Here is a 20187-nt window from a genome sequence, read left to right on the forward strand (position 1 = left end):
TGGCTTCCCTGTGCATCGGAGGCCGTCGCCTGGCCGATGCTGATTAGACAGCCTCCCTTGAGAGGAAGCCTATTTTTGCGCCGCGTCCGGCGCAAGCTCAAACTTTGAGCTTTGCCCCTGATTCAGTGGCCGGCTGGCACGTAGGCGATCGAGGCCTGGTACATCTCCACCAGCCGCTCCACCTTGGCCTCTTCGATAATCGTGATCATGGGTGTACCAAGGCGGCCGGAGGGGTCAACCACGGTCATGCCGCGGGTGATGCCGGGCGCGAGCGCCACGTCCATCGAAGCGCGCAAGGATTTGGTGACGATGCTCGGATCGATGACGACTGCTGCTGCAAGCGGATCGACGAAACGGAACACGTCGCCCCCGCCATAGCCCTCGTTTGTCCTGCGCGCATGATCGGCCAGCGCTTCAGAAAAGGCCTTCTCGGGCCCGGCCGGCAGGTCCTTGAACGCGGTATCAACTTCCGCGCCGCTCATGTTGTGGGTAACGCAGGGCTCCCACGGAACCACGACGATCTCGATATCAGCAGAGAACACGATCGAAGCCGCTTCGGGATCGGCATAGATGTTGAACTCGGCTGCCGGAGTGGTGTTGCCACGGCCGTAAACCGTTGCGCCCATAATGGTCAGCTGGCCAATGCCGTTGATGATGGATGGCTCAAGCCGAAGTGCCAGCGCCAGGTTCGTTAGAGGCCCGATCATCAGGAAATCGATCTTTTCGCCTCGGCCACCCGCCTCGCGGAAGGTCTGGCGCAGGAAACCGATGGCGTCCTCGCTGGCCGTAGCGGCATTATGGAGCGGGCGCGGCGCGCCACCCAGGCCATCTTCGCCATGGATATATTTCGCGTCGATGATCTTCTGCGTTAGCGGCCGGTCGGCCCCCATGTGCACGGGAACATCCGCACCGGCAACGGCAAGCGTCGAGAGGATGTTCCGTGTTGCGGCGTCGAGGCCCACATTGCCGAAGACGGTGGTGATCGCTTCCGGCGTGCGGCCATTGGCGATCAGCATCAGCAGGGCCTGGGCGTCGTCAACGCCGCCATCGGTATCCAGAATAAGACGGTTGTTCGCCAATGCCGCGACCTTTCTTTCTTGTTCGACCGCGTCGGTCGTGGAGTGATTTGAGCGGACCCTTAGCACAGTCTTTTGGCAAGCAGACATTGATTGAAGCGTCAGCCTGTGCAGATTGCCAGCCCAGCCTATCGGAGTGAATGAATGAACGCCTCCCTGCCTGCCGACCTGCTCATCAACGGCGCTGACGAGGTGCGCATCCGCCAGAACCTGGCATTGGTGGCGCTGGGCAAGCGCCCTGCGGATCGGGCTGTGCGCGTCGGCCGACTGCTCGATGTGCATGGCCGCAATTGGCATGACGACCAGGAAGTGGTGATGGCTGGCCGCCGTATCGCCTGGGTTGGGGCGGCAGGCGCTTACCGGGGCGAAGTCCGCGAACGGATTGATCGGCGCGAACTAAGCGCCGTGCCGGGTTTCGGGGAAGTGCACAAGCATATCGAATCGAGTCATCTCACGCCTGAATACGAGGCGGCGCTGGTGCTGCCGCACGGCAACACCTGGACCTGCGAAGCCAGCCACGAGTTTTCCAACGTCAATGGACCGAGGAACCTCGAGTTCTGGACCATGGCACGGCTCGCTGGCTCGCCGATGAAGATATTCCCCCTGCCCGGCTCGGCTGTTCCGCCCACTGCCTATGAGTGGGGCGGCGGCCATTTCGGCTACGATGAACAGCAGGAATTTCTTCGCCAGCAGTTGATGGTGGCTGGGCTCGATGAGGTGATGGATTGGCCCGCAGTGTGGAACCCGGAAAATCCATCCTACGAACGGCTCTGGGGCATGATTCGCGCGACCTTCGAGCAGCGCGGGGTGGTGGAAGGGCACGCGGCCGGCATGCGCGCCATTGACGATATCAACGCTTTCGCAGCCGCCGGAATGGCATCGGACCATGAGGCATGGACCGTGGCAGAAGTGCAGGACAAGCTGCGCCGGGGCTTGTTCATGGAAATCCGTCCGCACTCCCTGCCCGATATTATCAAGGGATTGCTGGAGGCCGGGCAGCAGGACTGGTCCCAGTTTGCCCTTTGCACCGATGACCGCTCCTGCTCCGACACGATGAAGCAGGGTGCGACGGACTACAATGTGCGGTTGGCGATCGAATCGGGTCTTGCGCCGGAGATTGCGATTCAACTGGTCACCATTAATCCTGCCCGTCACATGCGGCTAACCCCATGGGTGGGCTCGATCGCCCCCGGCCGCTTCGCCGATCTCGTATTGCTGGACAATGTGCAGACGCTGTCCATCGCCGAGGTCTGGGCCGATGGTGAACAGGTTTCGGAGGGAAAGCAGTTCATCAAGCCGGTTCCGAGCGTCGATTGGCCGGATTGGGCGACGCAGACCGTCAACATCGGCCGTGAACTCACTGCAGCGGATTTCGCGATTGTGGCAGAGCCCGGCCGGTCGACAATGCAAGCGGCTATTCTGCGCCCATTCCACTGGGCGGATGAGTTTATCACCATGGAACTGCCGGTGCGCGATGGACTGGTGCAGCGTGACCCGGAACGGAACGTCACCAAGTTTGCCATCGTCGACCGCTTCTCGGGCGAAGGCAAGACCTCGAAGATGTTCTGGCTGGGCACCGGGCCCAAAACGCCGGACGTGGCGCTCGCCTGTTCCATGGGTCACGACAAGCACAACATATGGGTGGTCGGCTCTTCCGATGCCGCCATGGCGATGGCGGTTAATGCGCTGAGGCAAACCCAGGGCGGCTGGGCGCTGGTCAGGGACAATGCGGTGGTTGCTACCGTCCGCTACGAAGTCGGTGGGTTGATGACCTGCCGCCCGCCGGAAGAGCTCGATGCGGAGATGCAGGAGCTATACCGCCACGGTGAGACTGTCGAATGGATGTTCGAACCCACCTTTTCGCCTCGTTGGTGGCCTGGCTTCCCCGAACGCCTCGCCTTTGCGACCCTCACCTGCGCCCCGTGGCGCTGGGTTCTGGTGGCCCCTTCCCCGCTTGCGCCGGAAGGGTTCGTGAACGTGGCAACGGGCCAAACGCACCCCATCGTCTGGTGAGGCCGAGCACTACGAATTCGATGGACAGATTTGACCATTTGGTCAAAACTACCAGCAGTCATCGGGGAGGATGAATTGCGCTTCGGATACAAGGCTTCAGCCGAACAGTTCGCGCCCAATACCTTGCTACGCTTTGGCATCGAAGCCGAGCAGGCGGGGTTCGACTCGGTATTCGTGAGTGACCATTTCCAGCCCTGGAAGCACACCGATGGCCATGCCCCGTTCGCGCCATCCTGGATGGCGGCGCTGCTGGCAAAAACCGAGCGCGTCGTCGTCGGCACGTCGGTGCTGACGCCGACATTTCGCCTCCACCCGTCCGTTGTTGCCCATGCTTTCGGCACATTGGGTTCTATGTTTCCGGGCCGCGTTATTCTCGGCGTCGGGACCGGGGAATCCCTCAATGAAGTGCCCTCCACCGGCTTGGTCTGGCCCGAGCTCAAGGAGCGCTCGGCCCGCCTACGCGAAGCCGTAACGCTGATCCGGCGCCTATGGAGCGAAGATCGCGTCACCTTCGAGGGTGAATACTACAAGACGCAGAACGCCACGATCTACGACCGCCCGGACGAAATGGTGCCGATCTACCTGGCCGCTGGCGGTCCACTCAACGCTAAATATGCAGGCCGTGCGGGCGACGGTTTCATCTGCACTTCCGGCAAGGGTGCCGAGCTTTACGTCGATCAGTTGCTGCCAAACGTCGCCGTCGGTCGCGCCGACTCCGATCGGGTCGACAGGCCATTCGAGCGCATGATCGAGGTCAAGGTGTCATTCGACACCGACTACGAACGGGCTTTGAACGACACCCGCGGCTGGGCCGCTTTGTCACTCACCGCCGAGGAAAAGCACTCGATCGAAGATCCCGAGGAGATGGAGCGGCTTGCCGCCCAATTGCCCATCGAGCGCATAGCCAAGCGCTGGATCGTTTCCAGCGATCCCGAGGAACACGTCGAGGCCATCAAGGCCTATATCGACTACGGGTTCGATCATCTGGTGTTCCATGCGCCGGGCGATGACCAAAGCCGCTTCGTGTCGCTTTATTCCCAGCATATCCTGCCGCGGCTGCGAGCGATCGCGGCCGAGCGTCAGGGCTAAAGAGGTTTTCATGGTCATACCGCGCTTTTCCGTTTGGGGCTTGGCCGGACTGCCGGAGATTGCGGCTGGAGATGACCTCGTCGCCTTGATCGCAGACGCAATTTCGAGCCAGTCCACCACCCGACCCGAGGATGCGCTTCAGGACGGCGACATCCTCGTCGTAACCAGCAAGATCATCTCCAAGGCTGAAGGCCGGCAAGTTCCCGTCGCGGATCGCGAGAAGGCCATTGCCGAGGACACAGTCCGCGTCGTTGCCGAGCGCGTTCATCCGGGCGGAGTGACACAGATCGTCGAAACCCGGCATGGGCTCATCATGGCCGCTGCCGGCATCGACACGTCCAACGTGCCCGATGGCGTGGCCTTGCGGCTGCCCGAAGATCCTGACGCTTCGGCACGATCACTCTGCGCCGGCCTACGGGAGCGTTTCGGCATCCGGCTAGGCATTGTCATAACCGATACCTTCGGCCGCCCCTGGCGGGTTGGCCAGACCGACGTCGCCATTGGCGCTGCCGGCCTGATCGTGACTGATGATATGCGCGGCGGCGTCGACGCCAACGGACGGCCCCTGCAGGTTACTATTACCGTGCTGGCCGATGAGCTTGCCGGTGCCGCTGACCTCGTCAAGGGCAAGGCCAGCAACATTCCGGTGGCGGTTGTTCGAGGTCTCGAACGTCTCGTGACCGATCTAGACGCAGCTGGCGCCCGCACGCTGGTGCGGTCGGTCGATGATGACATGTTCCGCTTTGGCTCAGCCGAAGCCTATCGGCTGGGCTACGACGCCGCCATTGCGGAACTGCGCAATGGTGGCCAGTCGGCGGCTCCCCGTCGCAAGCAACGGCAGGATTAAGCCATGCGCACCCTGCCCCAGCTGGCCGGCCTCACCCTCGCCGTACTCGCTAGCAATTGCGCCTACGCCCAGACGGCCTATCCGCTCCGTATCGAGAATTGCGGCTTCCCGTTGGAGATCGCTGCGCCCCCTCAGCGGGTCGTCACCATCAAGTCCACCGCAACCGAGATGCTGTTGGCCCTCGGCTTGGGCGACAGGATCGTCGGCGTCGGCTTCCAGGATGGGCCTGTTCCGCCGCAATGGGCGGTGGATGATCTGCCGGTTCTGTCCGAGAAGCTCCCTTCCCAGGAGGTCGTGCTCGAAGCGGAGCCTGACCTGATCTATGGCGGTTGGGAAAGCAATTTTGCTGCCGACGGTGCCGGTGAGCGCGCTACGCTGCAGGCGTTTGGCGTCGGCAGCTACGTTTCCCCGGCCGCTTGCCGCAGTGTCAAACCCGCCAAGCTCACCTTTGATGGGCTGTTCGAAGAAATCGACGAGATCGGTAAAATTCTCGATGCCGAGACTGCTGCCCAAGCTCTGATCGAGCAGCAGAAGGCCGAACTCGCCTCCGTTGCCGCAGACTCCCGCGGGCTTACTGCCGTCTGGTATTCCTCTGGCACGAAGACGCCCTATGTCGGCGCCGGCAACAATGCCCCCGCCATGATAATGGAGGCACTCGGCCTCGAAAACATCATGGCCGACCAGGACGAAGGTTGGATTTCCGCCAGCTGGGAAGCCGTCGTCGATGCCAATCCCGATGTCATCATCCTTGTCGACGCCGCCTGGAACTCTGCCGAACAGAAAAAACGCCTGCTGGCTGAGAACCCGATCACCAGCCAGCTCGATGCTGTGATGAACCAGCGCTATCTCGTGCTGCCCTTCCCAGCCTCCGAAGCCGGCGTGCGCAATGTTGGTGCCGTCGTCGACATGGCGGCGCAGTTGGCGGCACTCGATTTCACCCGATGACAGCAACGCAACGGCCGACGCTGCTGACGCTCGGCATCGGCCTTTGGGTGCTGCTTCTCGCCAGCGTTGTGCTGGCGGTGGCGTTTGGTCCGGCCGACATAGCCCCTACCGAGGTGTGGCAGACCATCGCTCATCATCTCGGCCTCGTCGCCGATACGCCGGTGTCCCGGCTGCGCGATGCGATAATCTGGGATTTGCGGGTGCCGCGTGTGCTCGTAGCCGCGGGCGTTGGTGCAGGCCTGGCACTTTGTGGCGCCGTGATGCAGGCTCTGACGCGTAACCCCTTGGCTGATCCATACCTGCTCGGTCTTTCGTCCGGAGCGTCGCTTGGAGCGGTGGTGTTCCTGCTCGCAGGAGCCGCATTGCTGATGCCGCTGGGAGCATTCATGGGCGCCGCTGCCGCCATGGCCTTTACCCTGCTGGTCACGCAAGTGCTCGGCGGCGCGACCCCTGCCCGCGCGATTCTGGCCGGTATCTCCGTGTCGGCGCTGGCGTCCGCCGCCACCTCGTTCCTGATCTTCTGGTCCGCGACGGGCGACTCCTACCGTGAAATCCTGAGCTGGCTGATGGGCTCGCTGAGCGGTGCTGTCTGGAGCGATGCAGTGACGGTTCTTGCGGCCACCATCTTCATCGGCTTGCCCGTGCTGCTTTCCGGCCGGGCGCTCGACGCCTTCGCCTTTGGTGACAACGCTGCGGCGAGCCTGGGCGTGGACGTTCCCCGTCTGCGCTGGCTCCTTCTGGGTGCCACGGCGCTCCTGACCGGGGTGCTGGTTTCCATCGGCGGCGCCATCGGCTTTGTCGGCCTGATCGTTCCCCATGTGGTGCGCCTCGCCACCGGCTCGCGCCACCGTGTGCTGCTGCCCGTATCGATGCTGCTCGGCGCCATCTTCATGATCTGGTCCGATACGGCCGCGCGAAGCCTCTTTGCACCGCGCGAACTGCCCGTCGGCATCATCACGGCACTGATCGGCGCGCCCATTTTTATCCTGGTGCTCGTTCGCTACAGGCGCATGACATGAGCGGGCTCGCCGTGTCCGAGGTAAGCGTCACCGCTGGCGGGAAAACGATCCTCGATGGCGTGAGCCTTTCCGCGCGGACCGGACAATTAACCGGACTTATCGGCCCGAACGGCGCAGGCAAATCCACGCTGATGCGCGCAACGCTTGGCCTGCAAACCCTCGCCCATGGCAGCATCCGGTTTGACGGCGCGGATCTGCCGGCGATGCCGCGGCGTGACCGGGCAAAGATCAGCGCCTTTGTCGAACAGTCGGGCACGACCGAGTCGCACCTCTCAGCTCAAGACGTGGTCATGCTCGGCCGAATTCCGTTCCAGTCTGTGTGGCAGGCCACGCCCTCCCGTGATGACGAGCACGCCGTTGCCGGGGCGCTCGAGGCAGTGAATATGACCGGCTTTGCCGACCGCCTCTACCAAACCCTTTCGGGTGGCGAGCAACAGCGCCTGCAGATCGCGCGAGCCCTGGCGCAGCAGCCGCGCCTTTTGGTCCTGGACGAGCCCACCAACCACCTCGACGTGCATGCCCAATTGACCGCCCTTGCTCTGTTGCAAAAACGCGCGCACGCCGGGGCTACGGTGCTTCTGGCCCTGCACGATCTCAATCTTGCCGCGGGTTTCTGCGACTCGCTGGTGGTTCTCCATGGTGGCAAGGTCTTGACCCAAGGTGTGCCCGAAGCGGTGCTCACACCGTGGATGCTTCGAGATGTCTACGGGGTCAACACCAGCGTGCTGCGCCACCCTATGACCGGTCGCCCGATACTGGCTTACAACGCGCCTTCTAATAGCGATTGACATTCGACCGGCGCCGACCCAAAAATTTGACCTAACGGTCAAAATTGACGGCGGAGGGCAATATGGAATTCGGCATCACCTTCAAGGGGTTCATCGAAGCGGAGCGAGCCCGCTATCTGGTACGAGCCGCTGAATACGCCGGGTTCAGCTACTGCTGGTTCTATGACTCCCACATTCTCTGGCGCGATTGCTATGCCGCTATTGCAATGTGCATGGAACATACGAATTCCATGCGCTTTGGGCCGCTGGTCACCAATCCAGACGTGCGCGACTGGTCGGTGGCCGCGTCCATTTTCGGCTCGTTGTCCAAGCAGAGTGGCGGGCGCTTCGATCTTGCGGTTGGCCGTGGCGACAGTTCCATGCGCGTCATGGGCAAGAAGCCGGCGACCCTTGCCCGCGTTGCGGACTTCATCGCCAAAACCAAGGCCATGGTGCGCGGCGAGGAAGTATCCTACGGCGAGATTCCTGCCCCGGTAAAATTTCCCTGGGCAGTAGGGCATGACATGCCAAGCTGGGTTGCGGCCTATGGTCCGCTGGCGCTCAAGACCGCTGGCGAGCATGCCGATGGCGTCGTGCTGCAACTGGCCGATCCCGGCCTTTGCAAGTGGTTTACCGACCAGTGCATCGACGCTGGCAAGGCGGCCGGACGCGACATGTCCAAGTTCCGCTCCATGGCCGCCGCCCCCGCTTATTTCGGTGACAAGGCCCGCGCTATTGAAGCCACCAAGTGGTTCCCTGCCATGGTCGGCAACCATGTGGCCGACATCGTCGAAAAATATGGTGCGGACAACGACCAGATTCCGAAAAGCCTCACCAGTTACATCGAAAAGCGCCGCGGCTATGACTATTCAAAGCACGGCCAGGCGGACAATCCGTTCCTTGATTTCATCACGCCCGACGTGGTCGAGAACTTCTGCGTGCTGGGCGAACCGGATGAGCACATCGCCAAAATCCACACCCTGGCGGATGCTGGCGTGACCCAATTCAACATCTATCTCGACAGCGGCGATGAAGAAGAGATCATCGCCGGCTACGGGCGCCACGTCATCCCGGCGTTTCGGTAAGCCTCGCGCGCTGCAGCGCCACAGAGGCCTCATGGTGAGCTTGTCGAACCACGAGGTCGCGCGCACCGCTCTTGCGACGGCGTCAGCCACACCCACTGGGCCAACGCTACTGGTTCAATATCTCGCCGGTAAGCACATCGATCCGCATGCCATCGAACGCCGGCGTCACATGCGCTGGCGTTTCCGCTTCAAGCTGCCGGTAATCCAGATCGATATGCAGATCACTGAGCACCACTTGCCTCGGCGTCATGCGCCCGATCCACTCCAAGCTCTCGGGCAGGCTCAGATGGCTCGGGTGCGGCGTGGGCCGGAGGGCATCGAGGATCCACATCCGGAGCCCGCTGATCGCGGGAAGTGACTCATCGGGGAAACCGGAGAGATCAACCGAATAGGCAAAATCGGCCACCCGGAACCCGAGCGAGGTAATGTTGCCGTGCTCCTGCTCGAAAGCCAGCACCTCGATGCTGCCACCCGGGCCATCCACCACCAGCCGGTCGCCAGCGGCGATTTCATGCGCGTTGAGAATGGGCGGATAATCGCTCCCCGGCGGCGTGGCGAAGCAATAGCCGAAGGCTTCCTTGAGCCGATCGCCAGTTTCAGGCGTGAAATAAACATCGACCCGCTTGCGATTGTGCAGCGCGAGCACGCGCAGATCATCAATGCCATGAATATGGTCGGCATGCGCGTGGGTATAGAGCACCGCATCCACACGATCGACCTGAGCATCCAGCAATTGCTCACGGATATCGGGGCCGGTATCGATCAGCACGCGTGTCGGTCCGGCGCCCTCTTCGCTCCAACCTTCGATCAACAGCGCGCAGCGCCGCCGCCGGTTGCGGGGTTCATTGGGGTCGCAGACGCCCCACACATTGCCGATCCGTGGCACCCCGCCCGACGATGCGCAGCCCAAAATGGTTGCAACAATCCGCTGGGCCGCCGGCATGGATCAGGCCAGTCCGGTTTTGGAGAAAAGCCGCGCGAAATTGGCCGTTGTCTCGGCGCCGAGTTGCTCGAGGCTGATCCCGCGCACCTCCGCCAGCTTCTCGGCTGTATGGCGAACGAAGCTTGGTTCGTTGGACGCGCCCCGGTGCGGAATGGGTGCCAGGTATGGGGCGTCGGTTTCCACAAGGTATCGGTCGGCGGGAACAAACGCCGCCACTTCGCGGATCTCTTCGGCGTTCTTGAAGGTGATGATACCGGAGAACGAGATGTAACCGCCCAATGCCAGCGCCCGGCGAGCCAGATCGAATCCAGCAGTGAAGCAGTGCAGGACGAATGGGAACCCGCCTATTGCGCTTTCCTCTTCCAGGATCGCGGCCATGTCGTCATCAGCCTTGCGGCTGTGGATAACCAGTGGAAGACCGGTGATACGTGCCGCTGCGATGTGGCGGCGAAGCCCGGTCGCCTGGGCCTCGCGCGGAGCATTGTCATAGAAGTAGTCAAGCCCAGCTTCACCAATCGCAACGCACCGCGGGTGGGCACTTAGCCGCACAAGTTCATCTACTGTGATATGCAGTTCTTCATGCGCGTTGTGGGGATGAGTGCCGACCGAGCACCAGACGTTCGGGAAACGTTCCGCCAGGTCCGTGTATGTGGAAAAGTTCTCCACCCTTGTGGAAATCGTCACCATCCCGGTGACGCCGGCAGCCTCGGCGCGAGCCAGCACGCCATTCAGGTCGGATGACAGCGCTTCGAAGTCGAGATGGCAATGGCTATCGATCAACATCTTATTCAGCCGGCTTTTCCAGGCGAGCGAAAACGCCCTGTGGAATCGGCAGTTCCGTGCCCGGCACCAACCGGTCGCGCACCAGCGCAAGCGGCAGGATGCGGTCTTCTTCGGGTACTGCCAACTGGTCGAGCAGCCGCGCTGCCGACGCCGGGACGAATGCCAACATCGGAATAGTCAGCCGCCGCACCGTGTCAGCGGTGCGATAAAGCACCGTCGCCATGCGCTCGGGATCGGTTTTCTTCAGGGCCCAAGGCTCCTGGGCGGCGAAATAGTTATTGGCCGAACTCAATGCAGCTACAATCGCGCCCGTAGCCTCATGCACCAATTGCTCGTCCATGGCCCGCTGCGCAGCCTGAATGGCTTCGCCGACCTCGCGCTCCAGCGCTTCGTCGGCGGGAGTAGCGTGGCCGAACTGGGGCACCTTGCCCTCGCAGTTCTTGTTGATCATGGACAACGAGCGCTGCGCCAGATTGCCCAGATTGTTAGCGAGGTCGGCATTGACGCGGTTGACCAGCTTTTCGTTGCTGTAGTCGCCATCGTTCCCGAACGAAACTTCGCGCAGGAAGAAATAGCGCACTGCATCTGCGCCGAAGGTTTCGACCAGATGAAACGGATCAATGACATTGCCGAGCGACTTGCTCATCTTCTGCCCGTCGACGGTCAGGAAGCCGTGCGCAAAGACACGATGCGGCACCGGCAGACCGGCGCTCATCAGGAACGCAGGCCAATAGACGGTATGAAAGCGGATGATGTCCTTGCCGATGACATGCAGAGACGCGGGCCAGAATTTCTTGAACAGCTCGCTATCCTCGTCGGGATAGCCCGCGCCGGTGATGTAGTTGGTCAGTGCGTCGACCCAGACATACATCACGTGCCCTGGCGCATCCGGAACGGGTATACCCCAGTCGAAGGTGGTGCGGGAGATCGACAGGTCCTGCAGGCCGCTTTTCACAAACGAAATGATCTCGTTGCGCCGTTCCTTGGGCGCGATGAAATCAGGGTTGGCCTCGTAGAGATCGAGCAGTTTTTGCTGATACGCCGACAGGCGGAAGAAATAGGTTGGCTCTTCCACCCATTCCACCTCGGCGCCCGAAGGCGCGAAGCGCTTGCCGTCCTTTTCGGTCAGCTCTGCCTCGTCGAAATAGGCTTCGTCGCGCACCGAATACCAGCCTTTGTAGGTGGACTGGAAAATGTCGCCATTCTGGCTCGCCGCCATCTTCTTCCAGATGGCTTGGGAGGATTCATGGTGGCGCGGCTCGGTGGTGCGGATGAAATCGTCGTTGGACAACTCCAGTGCTTCGGCGAGGCGCAGGAACTCGCCGGCATTCCGGTCTGCCAGATCGCGCACCGGAACGCCTTCCTTGGCGGCTGTCTGCACCATCTTGATGCCGTGCTCGTCCGTTCCCGTCAGGAAATAAACCTCGCGCCCCTCCAGCCGCTTGAAGCGGGCGATGGCGTCGGTCGCGATCATCTCATAGGCGTGCCCGATATGCGGCGCGCCGTTAGGATAGGAGATCGCAGTCGTGACGTAGAAGGGCTTGGCGGTCATAAGGTCTCGGTGGGCGATGGGACGAAAAGGGCAACGTGCTTCCTGATGGCGTCGAACACGGCAACAAGGGTCTGTTTCATATCCAGATTGATGTCGTCGGCGTCGGCAAAAAGGGCGTGAGCCTTGTCCCATAGCTCGTTTGCCGAGGCAAGCCGCATCCGGCTCCCACCCTCGATCGCTGCCATGCGCGCCTCATCGGCCATCCAGTCATCCAGCATCTCACGCGCGAACGATAGCTCGGTGCTTTGAGCGTTTGCGCCCAATGCATCTGCCAGCTTCAAGGCGACGCCGGATGGCTGCAATGCAGGATTGCTCAGCCACGCCTGCAGTGCACCGAGTGCAGAGTCGGCTTCGAGCGACAGGGTTTCAAACGCCCGCCGTGGCCTGCCGCCCGATAGCGCTACCGCACGGTCAAGCTCGGTTTGCCCAAGCGTCGGATCATGCTCGAGCAGCACGCCGCGCACATGATCAGCCACGATCGGCCGCAATGCCAGATTATGGCAGCGCGACTTGATGGTCGGCAGCAGGCGCCCGGGGCGATGGGAAATCAAGAGAAACGTCGTATCCGCCGGCGGCTCCTCCAGCGTCTTCAGCAGAGCATTGGCGGCTGATGGGTTGCAGTCATCGATGCTGTCGATCACCGCTATGCGGTGTCCGGCACGTCCTCGCGTGTGATGCAGGGAATCCCTGATGTCCCTTACGTCTTCGACCCGGATGACGGTGTAGTAGCCCTTGCCGTCCTTGGGCCTGCGGCGCAGCACAAACAGATTGGGGTGCGACAATGCGCTGACCTGCTCCGACACGCGGTGAGCGTCCTCGTCGCCAGTAGCCGTCAGGATGGCGGCGGCCAACTCGAACGCGAATGTCGCCTTGCCGATGCCCTGCGGCCCATGCAGCAATATGGCTCCAGGCAGTCGCCGTCCGGCGATCTGCGCGAGGATGGCTGCGCGCGGACTGTCGTGTCCTGACGCTCGCTGGCGGCGTTCGGGCGCCGGAACATCGGGGAGTGCTTCGGGATCGTTCACGCGGTTCGGCCACCAAGTTCAGGGAAGCGAGCGCTTACAATTGCCCAGATCGCCGCTTCCAGTTCGTCCTCGCCCTGATCGGCCGATATTACAACGCACCGGTCCGGGTTGGCTTCTGCGATTGCCAGGAACCCACCGCGCAATCGCTTGTGCCAGTCCAGTTCCTCCTTCTCGAACCGGTCGCCGGTTTCGGCCAGTCCCTCTTCCACTTCGCGCGCTGCTACCCGCTTGAAAGCCGCTTCCGGGTCCATGTCCAGGATGATGGTCAGGTCAGGATTGTGACCGTTGAGCGCCAGCGTTTCCAGCGCGCCGATCAGCTTTTCGTCGACCCCGCCGGTGAGGCCCTGATAGGCGCGGGTCGAATCGTGAAAGCGGTCGGACAGCACCCAATTGCCCTTGCGCAGATTGGGCGCGATGAGCTGGTTCACGTGATCGAGCCGTGCTGCTGCGAACAACACGGCCTCGCCCCCTGCCCCCCAGCTTTCCGAGCGCCCCTGCAGGATGAACGAGCGTACCGCCTCGGCCTTCGGTGTGCCGCCCGGTTCGCGGGTCCGCACGGCCCTGACATTGTGCCGTTCCAGATTGTTGAGCAGACGCTTGACCTGTGTCGACTTGCCGACGCCTTCGCCCCCTTCAAAGGTTATGAAGCGAGCTGGTATGGGCGCGGTCGTGTCGGGCATGGCAGACTTGTTCATCCGAATTCTGGTGCCAATCGGTTTCCAGGAGCCTTGCTACTATCGTCAACGATCCGCGTACACCCCTCCAGTGTGTCTGCTGGTGCCGCCGCGCTCGCTACAGCCAGCCCAAGGCAAGTTGCTTCAGCGCATCGGTCGCCTTGCGGACGATATCGCCCTCTTCCACCGTCTCGGCAGCATAAAGCGGCGCTGCCTGCACCAGTTGGTCATCGCAGAAGACCCGAAGTTCGGCAATTTGCTGGCCCTGCTGCACCGGCGGCATCAATGGCGCGGTATAGTTCACTTGCGCGCTGAGGCACTTGCGTGAACCGCGCGGCAGATAAAGCGCCACTTCACCCTCGCCAACCAGCCCCACACTACCCGATGTGCCGCCATAGACATTGGCGTAGGCGACAACCTTGCCCTCGGGATATGCGGATACGCGCTCAAAGGCACGTGCGCCCCAGGTAATCAGCTTGCGGCCTTCCTCGGTGCGCTGGGCCATCGAGGTCAGGCCATGCACCACGGCGACAAGCCGGCGTCCACCCTGCTCTGTGGAAATCACCGAGCCATAGCCGGCAGCTTCCGTGTGGCCGGTCTTGAGACCATCGACGCCGATGCCAAGCTCAACCAGCGAGTTCCGGTTGGGCTGCTTGATGCCATTCCACTCCATGTCCGGCTCGGAGAAGTAGTGGTAATATTGCGGGAAGGTGTCGATGAGATAGCGTGCCAGATCGGCAAGATCGCGTGCCGTGACGTACATGTCCGGATCGGGCAAGCCGGTGGGGTTGGTGAAATAAGAATCGGTCAGGCCGATATCGGAACCCAGTTCGTTCATCATCGCGGCGAACCCCGCCTCTGAACCGGCTATTCCCTCGGCCAGCACGATCGCCGCGTCATTGCCCGATTGGATGATGACGGAGCGAACCAGGTCTTCCACTTTTACCTTGGAGTTGAGTTCGGCAAACATCGTCGATCCGCCCGATGCCGCGCCACCCGTCCGCCAGGCGTGTTCGGAGACGAAGAATTCGTCCGTGAACTGCAGGCGACCATTCTCGATTTCGTTGAAAACCACGGCGACCGTCATGAGCTTGGCCATGCTGGCCGGCTCCATGGGCAGGTCTGCGTCCTTCTGGAAAATTACCGTGCCGGACTCCTGGTCCATGAGGACGGCGAATTTGGCCTTGGTCTCAAAACTGGCTTGTGCCAGTGCTGGAACGGACAAGCCCATGAAGGCGACGAAAACCAGCCAAATTCGAAACATGTCGGCATCCCTTTGCGCTGCCGGCAGCGGCTTCCGACAGACAAGTCTAATTATAGAGAACTAAGTCGTTCAGGCCAAGTTCCTGAGCCATTGCTGATACATCATCGCGTGACACGCCAGCCTTCAAATGTGTGAGAGTTAGCCGGGTCGCCGGCGCTCCGTTGGCCGTCACCTGCTCTTCTTCCACGGCTCCCAGGATGGCGAAATGCTTGGCCACTTCGATGGCATTGCCCTGGTCGCTGAACACGCCAATGCCCAACTTGACCGTCCGCGCATCCATGTCGACCGACTGCACCCAGGACGCCAGGTCCGTAGATTGCGTCGCCACCGCATTTGCTGCTGCATGGGCGCTGCCGATGGCGGCATCCTGCTCCTGGGGCGTTGTGTCGGCATAGGAGAACAGGCCGCCAAAGAAATTGCCGGCCATATCTGCCAGGCTGTTGGTGCCATCGGCATAGCGCGTGCCGCTCTGGACCGGCGGGCCGTTGTAGCTGGCAAGGAGCATGCGCGTGTCATCCCCCTGCAGCGGAGCCGGCCCGACATATTCGGCCTTGATCTGGGCATGGCCGTTATTCACATAGCCCAGCATCTCCGCTGCACGGTGCGATAGATCCATGATGCGGCCCGGCATATACGGGCCTCGATCATTGACCCGCACGATCACCGAGCGGCCGTTCTGCTGGTTGGTCACGCGAACATAAGAGGGAAGCGGCAGGGTTGGATGGGCGCCGGTGATGGCATTGGCCGAAAAGATTTCGCCGTTGGCGGTGCGCCGACCGTGAAAATCCGAACCATACCAGGAGGCTTCGCCGGTATCGACGTAACCTGGCTGATGCTGCGGCACATAGGTTTTGCCGCGGACGGTATAAGGCTTGCCGAGCTGGTGGCGCCCGCCACCCTTGGGCGGATTGGGATTGCTGGTGACGCGAGGTGATACTTTCACGCCGTATTCAGACGAGGTGAATGCACCCCGCTTGACCGTGGCGCCGAGGCCGCCCATGCCACAGGCAGCCAGAACGGGAGTCACAATGGCCGTGATGGCCAGGAAGCGAACGGCGTGGCGCCACGAGGGTGTCAAGGTAAGCAAACTCATACGCAAAACTAAATCCGCGGGCACAATGAAACACTTCGCCCGATTTTTCCCGCATGCTCGCTCATTCTGGTTTAGCTGGAGTTAAGGCCAACCAAACGTTAGCGGTTTCGGTCAAATTGTTGCGCTGCGTCAAAACTGTGCCATCTAGGTTTGGCAAGCTGCGCCTTGCTTATCTGTAGATATAAAGATATCTTTATGTGACTGGTTGAACCGCTAAGCAGCAATAAAACAGGCAGGATGCCGATGAGCCCCGAAAATCAGACTACCCCGTACATCCCGGATTGGAACGAGGTTCGTTCCGCACTTGCACAGGCCGCGCGCGAACGCATCCTGATCCTGGACGGTGCAATGGGCACGATGATTCAAAGGCTCAAGCTCGGCGAAGAGAATTTCCGCGGCGAACGCTTCAAGGATTGGAAGTTGCCGCTGCAGGGCAATAACGACCTGCTGGTGCTCACGGAACCACAGCGCATCGAAGACATCCACTTCGATTATTTCATGGCCGGCGCCGATATCGCCGAGACCAATACCTTCTCGGCCACGTCGGTCGCGCAAGCCGATTACGCTTGTGAGTCGGCGGTTTACGACATCAACTTTCAGGGCGTTCTGGTTGCTCGCCGTGCAGCCCAGCGCGCCGAGGCGGCAGACGGCCGCCGCCGTTTCGTAGCTGGCGCCCTGGGACCCACCAACAAGACTTCGTCCATGTCCACGGACGTCAACAGCCCCGGTCACCGCGCCATCACCTTTGACCAACTGGTCGTTGCCTACGGCGAGGCCATCCGCGGTCTGGTGGACGCCGGTGCCGACCTGTTGCTGTTCGAGACGATCACCGACACGCTCAACACCAAGGCCGGCATATTCGCCGCCCAGCGGCTGTTCGAGGAGCGCGGCATCGACGTGCCGATCATGATTTCGGGCACCATCACCGATCTCTCCGGCCGCACTCTGTCGGGCCAGACGCCGACGGCTTTCTGGTACTCGGTGCGTCATGCCAACCCGGTCACCATTGGATTGAATTGCGCATTGGGCGCCAATGCAATGCGGGCCCACCTGGGCGAACTGTCCGACGTAGCGGACACTTTCATCTGCGCCTATCCGAACGCCGGCCTGCCGAACGCATTCGGGCAGTATGACGAGACACCCGAATTCATGGCCGAGCAGATCGAAGGATTTGCCGCGGCCGGCTATGTAAACATTGTCGGCGGCTGCTGCGGGTCGACGCCCGAGCATATCCGGGCCATCGCGCAAGCCGTCAGCAAGCACCAGCCGCGCGCCGTACCAGAGACAGAGAAGCTGCTGCGTCTAGCCGGACTTGAGCCCTTCACGCTGACCAAGGATATTCCCTTCGTCAACGTCGGCGAGCGCACCAACGTCACCGGCTCCGCCCGCTTCCGCAAGCTGATCACAGCCGGCGACTACACTGCGGCGCTGGAAGTGGCGCGCGATCAGGTCGCCAATGGCGCCCAGATCATCGACATCAACATGGATGAAGGCCTGATCGACAGCGAACAGGTGATGATCGAGTACCTCAATCTGCTTGCGGCCGAGCCCGACGTGGCCAAGGTCCCGCTGATGATCGACTCCTCGAAATGGGAGGTCATTGAGGCGGGTCTGAAATGCGTGCAGGGCAAGGCACTGGTCAACTCGATTTCGATGAAGGAAGGCGAAGAGCAGTTCCTGAAATACGCCCGGCTGGTGCGTGCCTATGGTGCCGCGGTCGTGGTCATGGCCTTCGACGAGCAGGGTCAGGCCGATACGCTGGAGCGCAAGGTCGAGATCTGCAAGCGCGCCTATAAGCTCCTCACGGAAGACGTTGGCTTTCCACCGGAAGACATTGTTTTCGATCCCAATGTCTTTGCCATCGCTACCGGGATCGAGGAGCACAACGGTTATGGCGTTGCCTTCATCGAGGCGACCAAGATCATCACCGAGACCCTGCCCCATGTGCACATCTCGGGCGGCATCTCGAACCTCTCCTTCTCGTTCCGCGGCAACGAGCCGGTGCGCGAGGCCATGCACGCGGTGTTCCTGTACTATGCCATCCAGAACGGCATGGACATGGGCATCGTCAATGCCGGTCAGCTCGCCGTTTATGAATCGATCGAGCCGGAACTGCGCACCGCCTGCGAGGACGTGATCCTCAACCGCGATCCAGGCGCCACCGATCGCCTGCTGGCGCTTGCCGAGCGCTATCGCGGCACCGCCGGCAAGGAAGTTGCAGCCAAGGATCTGAGCTGGCGCGAGAAGTCCGTCGAAGAGCGGATCGCCCATGCGCTGGTCAACGGCATCACCGAATATATCGACGCAGACACCGAGGAAGCGCGGCTGAAGCTGCCGCGGCCGCTGCACGTCATCGAGGGTCCATTGATGTCCGGCATGGGCATCGTGGGGGACCTGTTCGGTTCGGGCAAGATGTTCCTGCCGCAGGTGGTCAAGTCCGCCCGCGTGATGAAGCAGGCCGTCGCCCTGCTGCTGCCCTATATGGAGGCCGAGAAGAACGCCGATGGCAATGCTACTGGCCGCCAGAGCGCGGGCAAGGTGCTGATGGCCACGGTGAAGGGCGACGTGCACGACATCGGCAAGAACATTGTCGGCGTGGTCCTGAGCTGCAACAATTACGAGATCATCGATCTGGGCGTGATGGTCCCTGCGGCCAAGATCCTGCAGACTGCCCGGGACGAAAACGTCGATATCATTGGCCTGTCCGGTCTCATTACGCCTTCGCTCGATGAAATGGCCCACGTCGCATCCGAGATGGAGCGGGAAGGCTTCGATATTCCGTTGCTCATCGGCGGCGCCACGACCAGCCGCGTGCACACGGCCGTCAAGATTCACCCGCGCTACAGCGCCGGTCAGGCCGTGCACGTCAACGATGCCAGCCGCGCCGTCGGCGTGGTGGGCAATCTGTTGAGCAAGGATACCAAGGTCAGCTTCATCGAAGATATTCGAGCGCAGTACGCCAAGGCGGCAGCCGCACACGAACGTGCCGAGAGCGAAAAGCAGCGCATCCCGCTCGCCAAGGCGCGCGCCAATGCTTTCAAGCCTGATTGGAGCGACTACACGCCGCCTGAACCGAGCTTCCTCGGCACCCGGACGTTCGACGGTTTCGATCTTGCCGAATTGGCTGAATACATCGACTGGACACCCTTCTTCCAGACCTGGGAGCTCAAGGGGCGTTATCCGGCCATTCTCGAGGACGAGCGCCAGGGCGAGGCAGCGCGGTCGCTGTTCGAAGATGCACAGAAAATGCTCAGCCAGATCATCGCCGAGAAATGGTTCAGACCGCGTGCCGTCATAGGCTTCTGGCCGGCCAATGCCGTGGGGGACGATATCCGGCTCTACAAGGACGGTGCACGCACCGAGGAACTGGCGACGCTCTTCACCCTGCGCCAGCAACTCACGAGGCGCGATGGCAAGCCAAACATGGCCTTGAGCGACTTCGTTGCCCCCGCCGGTATCGGCAAACCCGACTATATGGGCGGGTTTGTCGTTACGGCGGGCATCGAAGAGGTCGAGATCGCCGAGCGGTTCGAAAAGCGGAACGACGACTATTCGTCCATTCTGGTCAAGGCGCTTGCCGATCGCTTCGCCGAAGCCATGGCCGAGTATATGCACCTGCGTGTGCGCAAGGATTTTTGGGGCTACGCCGCCGACGAGAATTTGAGCAATGACGAGCTTCTGACGGAGATCTATCGCGGTATCCGCCCGGCTCCCGGCTATCCGGCCCAGCCCGACCATACCGAGAAGACGACGCTGTTCCGCCTGCTCGAAGCCGAAAAGAATGCCGGCGTGACGCTGACCGAGAGCTACGCGATGTGGCCGGGGTCATCGGTCTCGGGGATCTACTTCTCCCATCCGGACGCCTATTATTTCGGCGTGGCCAAAGTCGAGCGCGACCAGGTGCTGGATTATGCGCAGCGCAAGAACATGTCCGTGCAAGACGTGGAGCGGTGGCTGGGCCCGATCCTCAACTACATCCCCGGCCCGTCAATCGTCGCGGCGGAGTGAAGGC

General features: G+C 61.7%; 16 protein-coding genes. 8 read left to right on the forward strand and 8 right to left on the reverse strand.

Annotation, left to right across the window (positions count from 1 at the left end):
- Positions 1-122 precede the first annotated feature (122 nt).
- A complete protein-coding gene (locus C8264_RS02795) occupies positions 123-1079 on the reverse strand; it encodes a nucleoside hydrolase (RefSeq protein ID WP_205245600.1) in 957 nt (318 codons plus the stop codon).
- 141 nt (positions 1080-1220) lie between these two features.
- Between C8264_RS02795 and C8264_RS02800 the strand changes: the two genes are divergently transcribed.
- The 7 genes from C8264_RS02800 (at position 1221) to C8264_RS02830 (ending at position 8841) form a co-directional block, all read left to right on the forward strand.
- A complete protein-coding gene (locus tag C8264_RS02800) occupies positions 1221-3089 on the forward strand; it encodes an adenine deaminase (protein ID WP_108459400.1) in 1869 nt (622 codons plus the stop codon).
- Between the two features lie 75 nt (positions 3090-3164).
- Complete coding sequence (gene fgd, locus C8264_RS02805; protein ID WP_108459401.1) at positions 3165-4178, forward strand: glucose-6-phosphate dehydrogenase (coenzyme-F420); 1014 nt, start codon at positions 3165-3167, stop codon at positions 4176-4178.
- A gap of 10 nt (positions 4179-4188) precedes the next feature.
- Positions 4189-5025, forward strand: coding sequence for a coenzyme F420-0:L-glutamate ligase (gene cofE / locus C8264_RS02810; protein WP_108459402.1), 837 nt, complete (start codon positions 4189-4191; stop codon positions 5023-5025).
- Positions 5026-5028: 3 nt separating this feature from the next.
- Positions 5029-5970: a putative F420-0 ABC transporter substrate-binding protein gene (locus tag C8264_RS02815; protein ID WP_108459403.1), complete on the forward strand. Its 942-nt coding sequence runs from the start codon at positions 5029-5031 to the stop codon at positions 5968-5970.
- On the forward strand, positions 5967-6989 hold the full coding sequence (locus C8264_RS02820) for a putative F420-0 ABC transporter permease subunit (RefSeq protein WP_108459404.1): 1023 nt from the start codon (positions 5967-5969) through the stop codon (positions 6987-6989). Before C8264_RS02815 ends, C8264_RS02820 begins: the two co-directional genes overlap by 4 nt.
- A complete protein-coding gene (locus C8264_RS02825; protein WP_108459405.1) occupies positions 6986-7777 on the forward strand; it encodes an ABC transporter ATP-binding protein in 792 nt (263 codons plus the stop codon). The genes C8264_RS02820 and C8264_RS02825 overlap by 4 nt, the downstream gene beginning before the upstream one ends.
- 62 nt (positions 7778-7839) lie before the next feature.
- Positions 7840-8841, forward strand: a complete 1002-nt coding sequence (locus C8264_RS02830; RefSeq protein ID WP_108459406.1) for a TIGR03842 family LLM class F420-dependent oxidoreductase — start codon at positions 7840-7842, stop codon at positions 8839-8841.
- Positions 8842-8947: 106 nt separating this feature from the next.
- Here C8264_RS02830 and C8264_RS02835 read toward each other — a convergent pair whose 3' ends face one another.
- The 7 genes from C8264_RS02835 to C8264_RS02865 form a co-directional block, all read right to left on the reverse strand.
- Entirely contained in the window at positions 8948-9784 is an 837-nt protein-coding gene (locus tag C8264_RS02835; RefSeq protein ID WP_108459407.1) for an MBL fold metallo-hydrolase, read from the reverse strand.
- A 3-nt stretch (positions 9785-9787) separates the two neighbouring features.
- Positions 9788-10567 carry a TatD family hydrolase gene (locus C8264_RS02840; RefSeq protein ID WP_108459408.1) on the reverse strand — a complete coding sequence of 260 codons (780 nt, stop codon included), beginning with the start codon at positions 10565-10567 and terminating at the stop codon, positions 9788-9790.
- Position 10568: 1 nt separating this feature from the next.
- Entirely contained in the window at positions 10569-12119 is a 1551-nt protein-coding gene (gene metG, locus C8264_RS02845) for a methionine--tRNA ligase (protein WP_108459409.1), read from the reverse strand.
- Positions 12116-13144, reverse strand: coding sequence for an AAA family ATPase (locus C8264_RS02850; protein WP_108459410.1), 1029 nt, complete (start codon positions 13142-13144; stop codon positions 12116-12118). Before C8264_RS02850 ends, metG begins: the two co-directional genes overlap by 4 nt.
- Complete coding sequence (gene tmk, locus C8264_RS02855) at positions 13141-13824, reverse strand: dTMP kinase (protein WP_245892908.1); 684 nt, start codon at positions 13822-13824, stop codon at positions 13141-13143. Before tmk ends, C8264_RS02850 begins: the two co-directional genes overlap by 4 nt.
- 112 nt (positions 13825-13936) lie before the next feature.
- A complete protein-coding gene (locus tag C8264_RS02860; RefSeq protein ID WP_108459412.1) occupies positions 13937-15082 on the reverse strand; it encodes a D-alanyl-D-alanine carboxypeptidase family protein in 1146 nt (381 codons plus the stop codon).
- A 46-nt stretch (positions 15083-15128) separates the two neighbouring features.
- Entirely contained in the window at positions 15129-16175 is a 1047-nt protein-coding gene (locus tag C8264_RS02865) for a septal ring lytic transglycosylase RlpA family protein (protein ID WP_108459413.1), read from the reverse strand.
- A gap of 243 nt (positions 16176-16418) precedes the next feature.
- Between C8264_RS02865 and metH the strand changes: the two genes are divergently transcribed.
- A complete protein-coding gene (gene metH, locus C8264_RS02870) occupies positions 16419-20183 on the forward strand; it encodes a methionine synthase (RefSeq protein ID WP_425430656.1) in 3765 nt (1254 codons plus the stop codon).
- Positions 20184-20187: the final 4 nt, after the last annotated feature.

Origin of the sequence: Devosia naphthalenivorans (genome assembly GCF_003056355.1) — a bacterium.
Lineage (GTDB): Bacteria > Pseudomonadota > Alphaproteobacteria > Rhizobiales > Devosiaceae > Devosia > Devosia naphthalenivorans.

Excerpts from the sequence above, each read along its gene's own strand:
- C8264_RS02800 (WP_108459400.1), top strand. The coding sequence starts at position 1,221 with ATGAACGCCTCCCTGCCTGCCGACCTGCTCATCAACGGCGCTGACGAG.
- cofE (WP_108459402.1), top strand. The coding sequence starts at position 4,189 with ATGGTCATACCGCGCTTTTCCGTTTGGGGCTTGGCCGGACTGCCGGAG.
- C8264_RS02815 (WP_108459403.1), top strand. The coding sequence starts at position 5,029 with ATGCGCACCCTGCCCCAGCTGGCCGGCCTCACCCTCGCCGTACTCGCT.
- C8264_RS02820 (WP_108459404.1), top strand. The coding sequence starts at position 5,967 with ATGACAGCAACGCAACGGCCGACGCTGCTGACGCTCGGCATCGGCCTT.
- C8264_RS02825 (WP_108459405.1), top strand. The coding sequence starts at position 6,986 with ATGAGCGGGCTCGCCGTGTCCGAGGTAAGCGTCACCGCTGGCGGGAAA.
- C8264_RS02830 (WP_108459406.1), top strand. The coding sequence starts at position 7,840 with ATGGAATTCGGCATCACCTTCAAGGGGTTCATCGAAGCGGAGCGAGCC.
- C8264_RS02835 (WP_108459407.1), bottom strand. The coding sequence starts at position 9,784 with ATGCCGGCGGCCCAGCGGATTGTTGCAACCATTTTGGGCTGCGCATCG.
- C8264_RS02840 (WP_108459408.1), bottom strand. The coding sequence starts at position 10,567 with ATGTTGATCGATAGCCATTGCCATCTCGACTTCGAAGCGCTGTCATCC.
- metG (WP_108459409.1), bottom strand. The coding sequence starts at position 12,119 with ATGACCGCCAAGCCCTTCTACGTCACGACTGCGATCTCCTATCCTAAC.
- tmk (WP_245892908.1), bottom strand. The coding sequence starts at position 13,824 with ATGCCCGACACGACCGCGCCCATACCAGCTCGCTTCATAACCTTTGAA.
- C8264_RS02860 (WP_108459412.1), bottom strand. The coding sequence starts at position 15,082 with ATGTTTCGAATTTGGCTGGTTTTCGTCGCCTTCATGGGCTTGTCCGTT.
- C8264_RS02865 (WP_108459413.1), bottom strand. The coding sequence starts at position 16,175 with ATGAGTTTGCTTACCTTGACACCCTCGTGGCGCCACGCCGTTCGCTTC.
- metH (WP_425430656.1), top strand. The coding sequence starts at position 16,419 with ATGAGCCCCGAAAATCAGACTACCCCGTACATCCCGGATTGGAACGAG.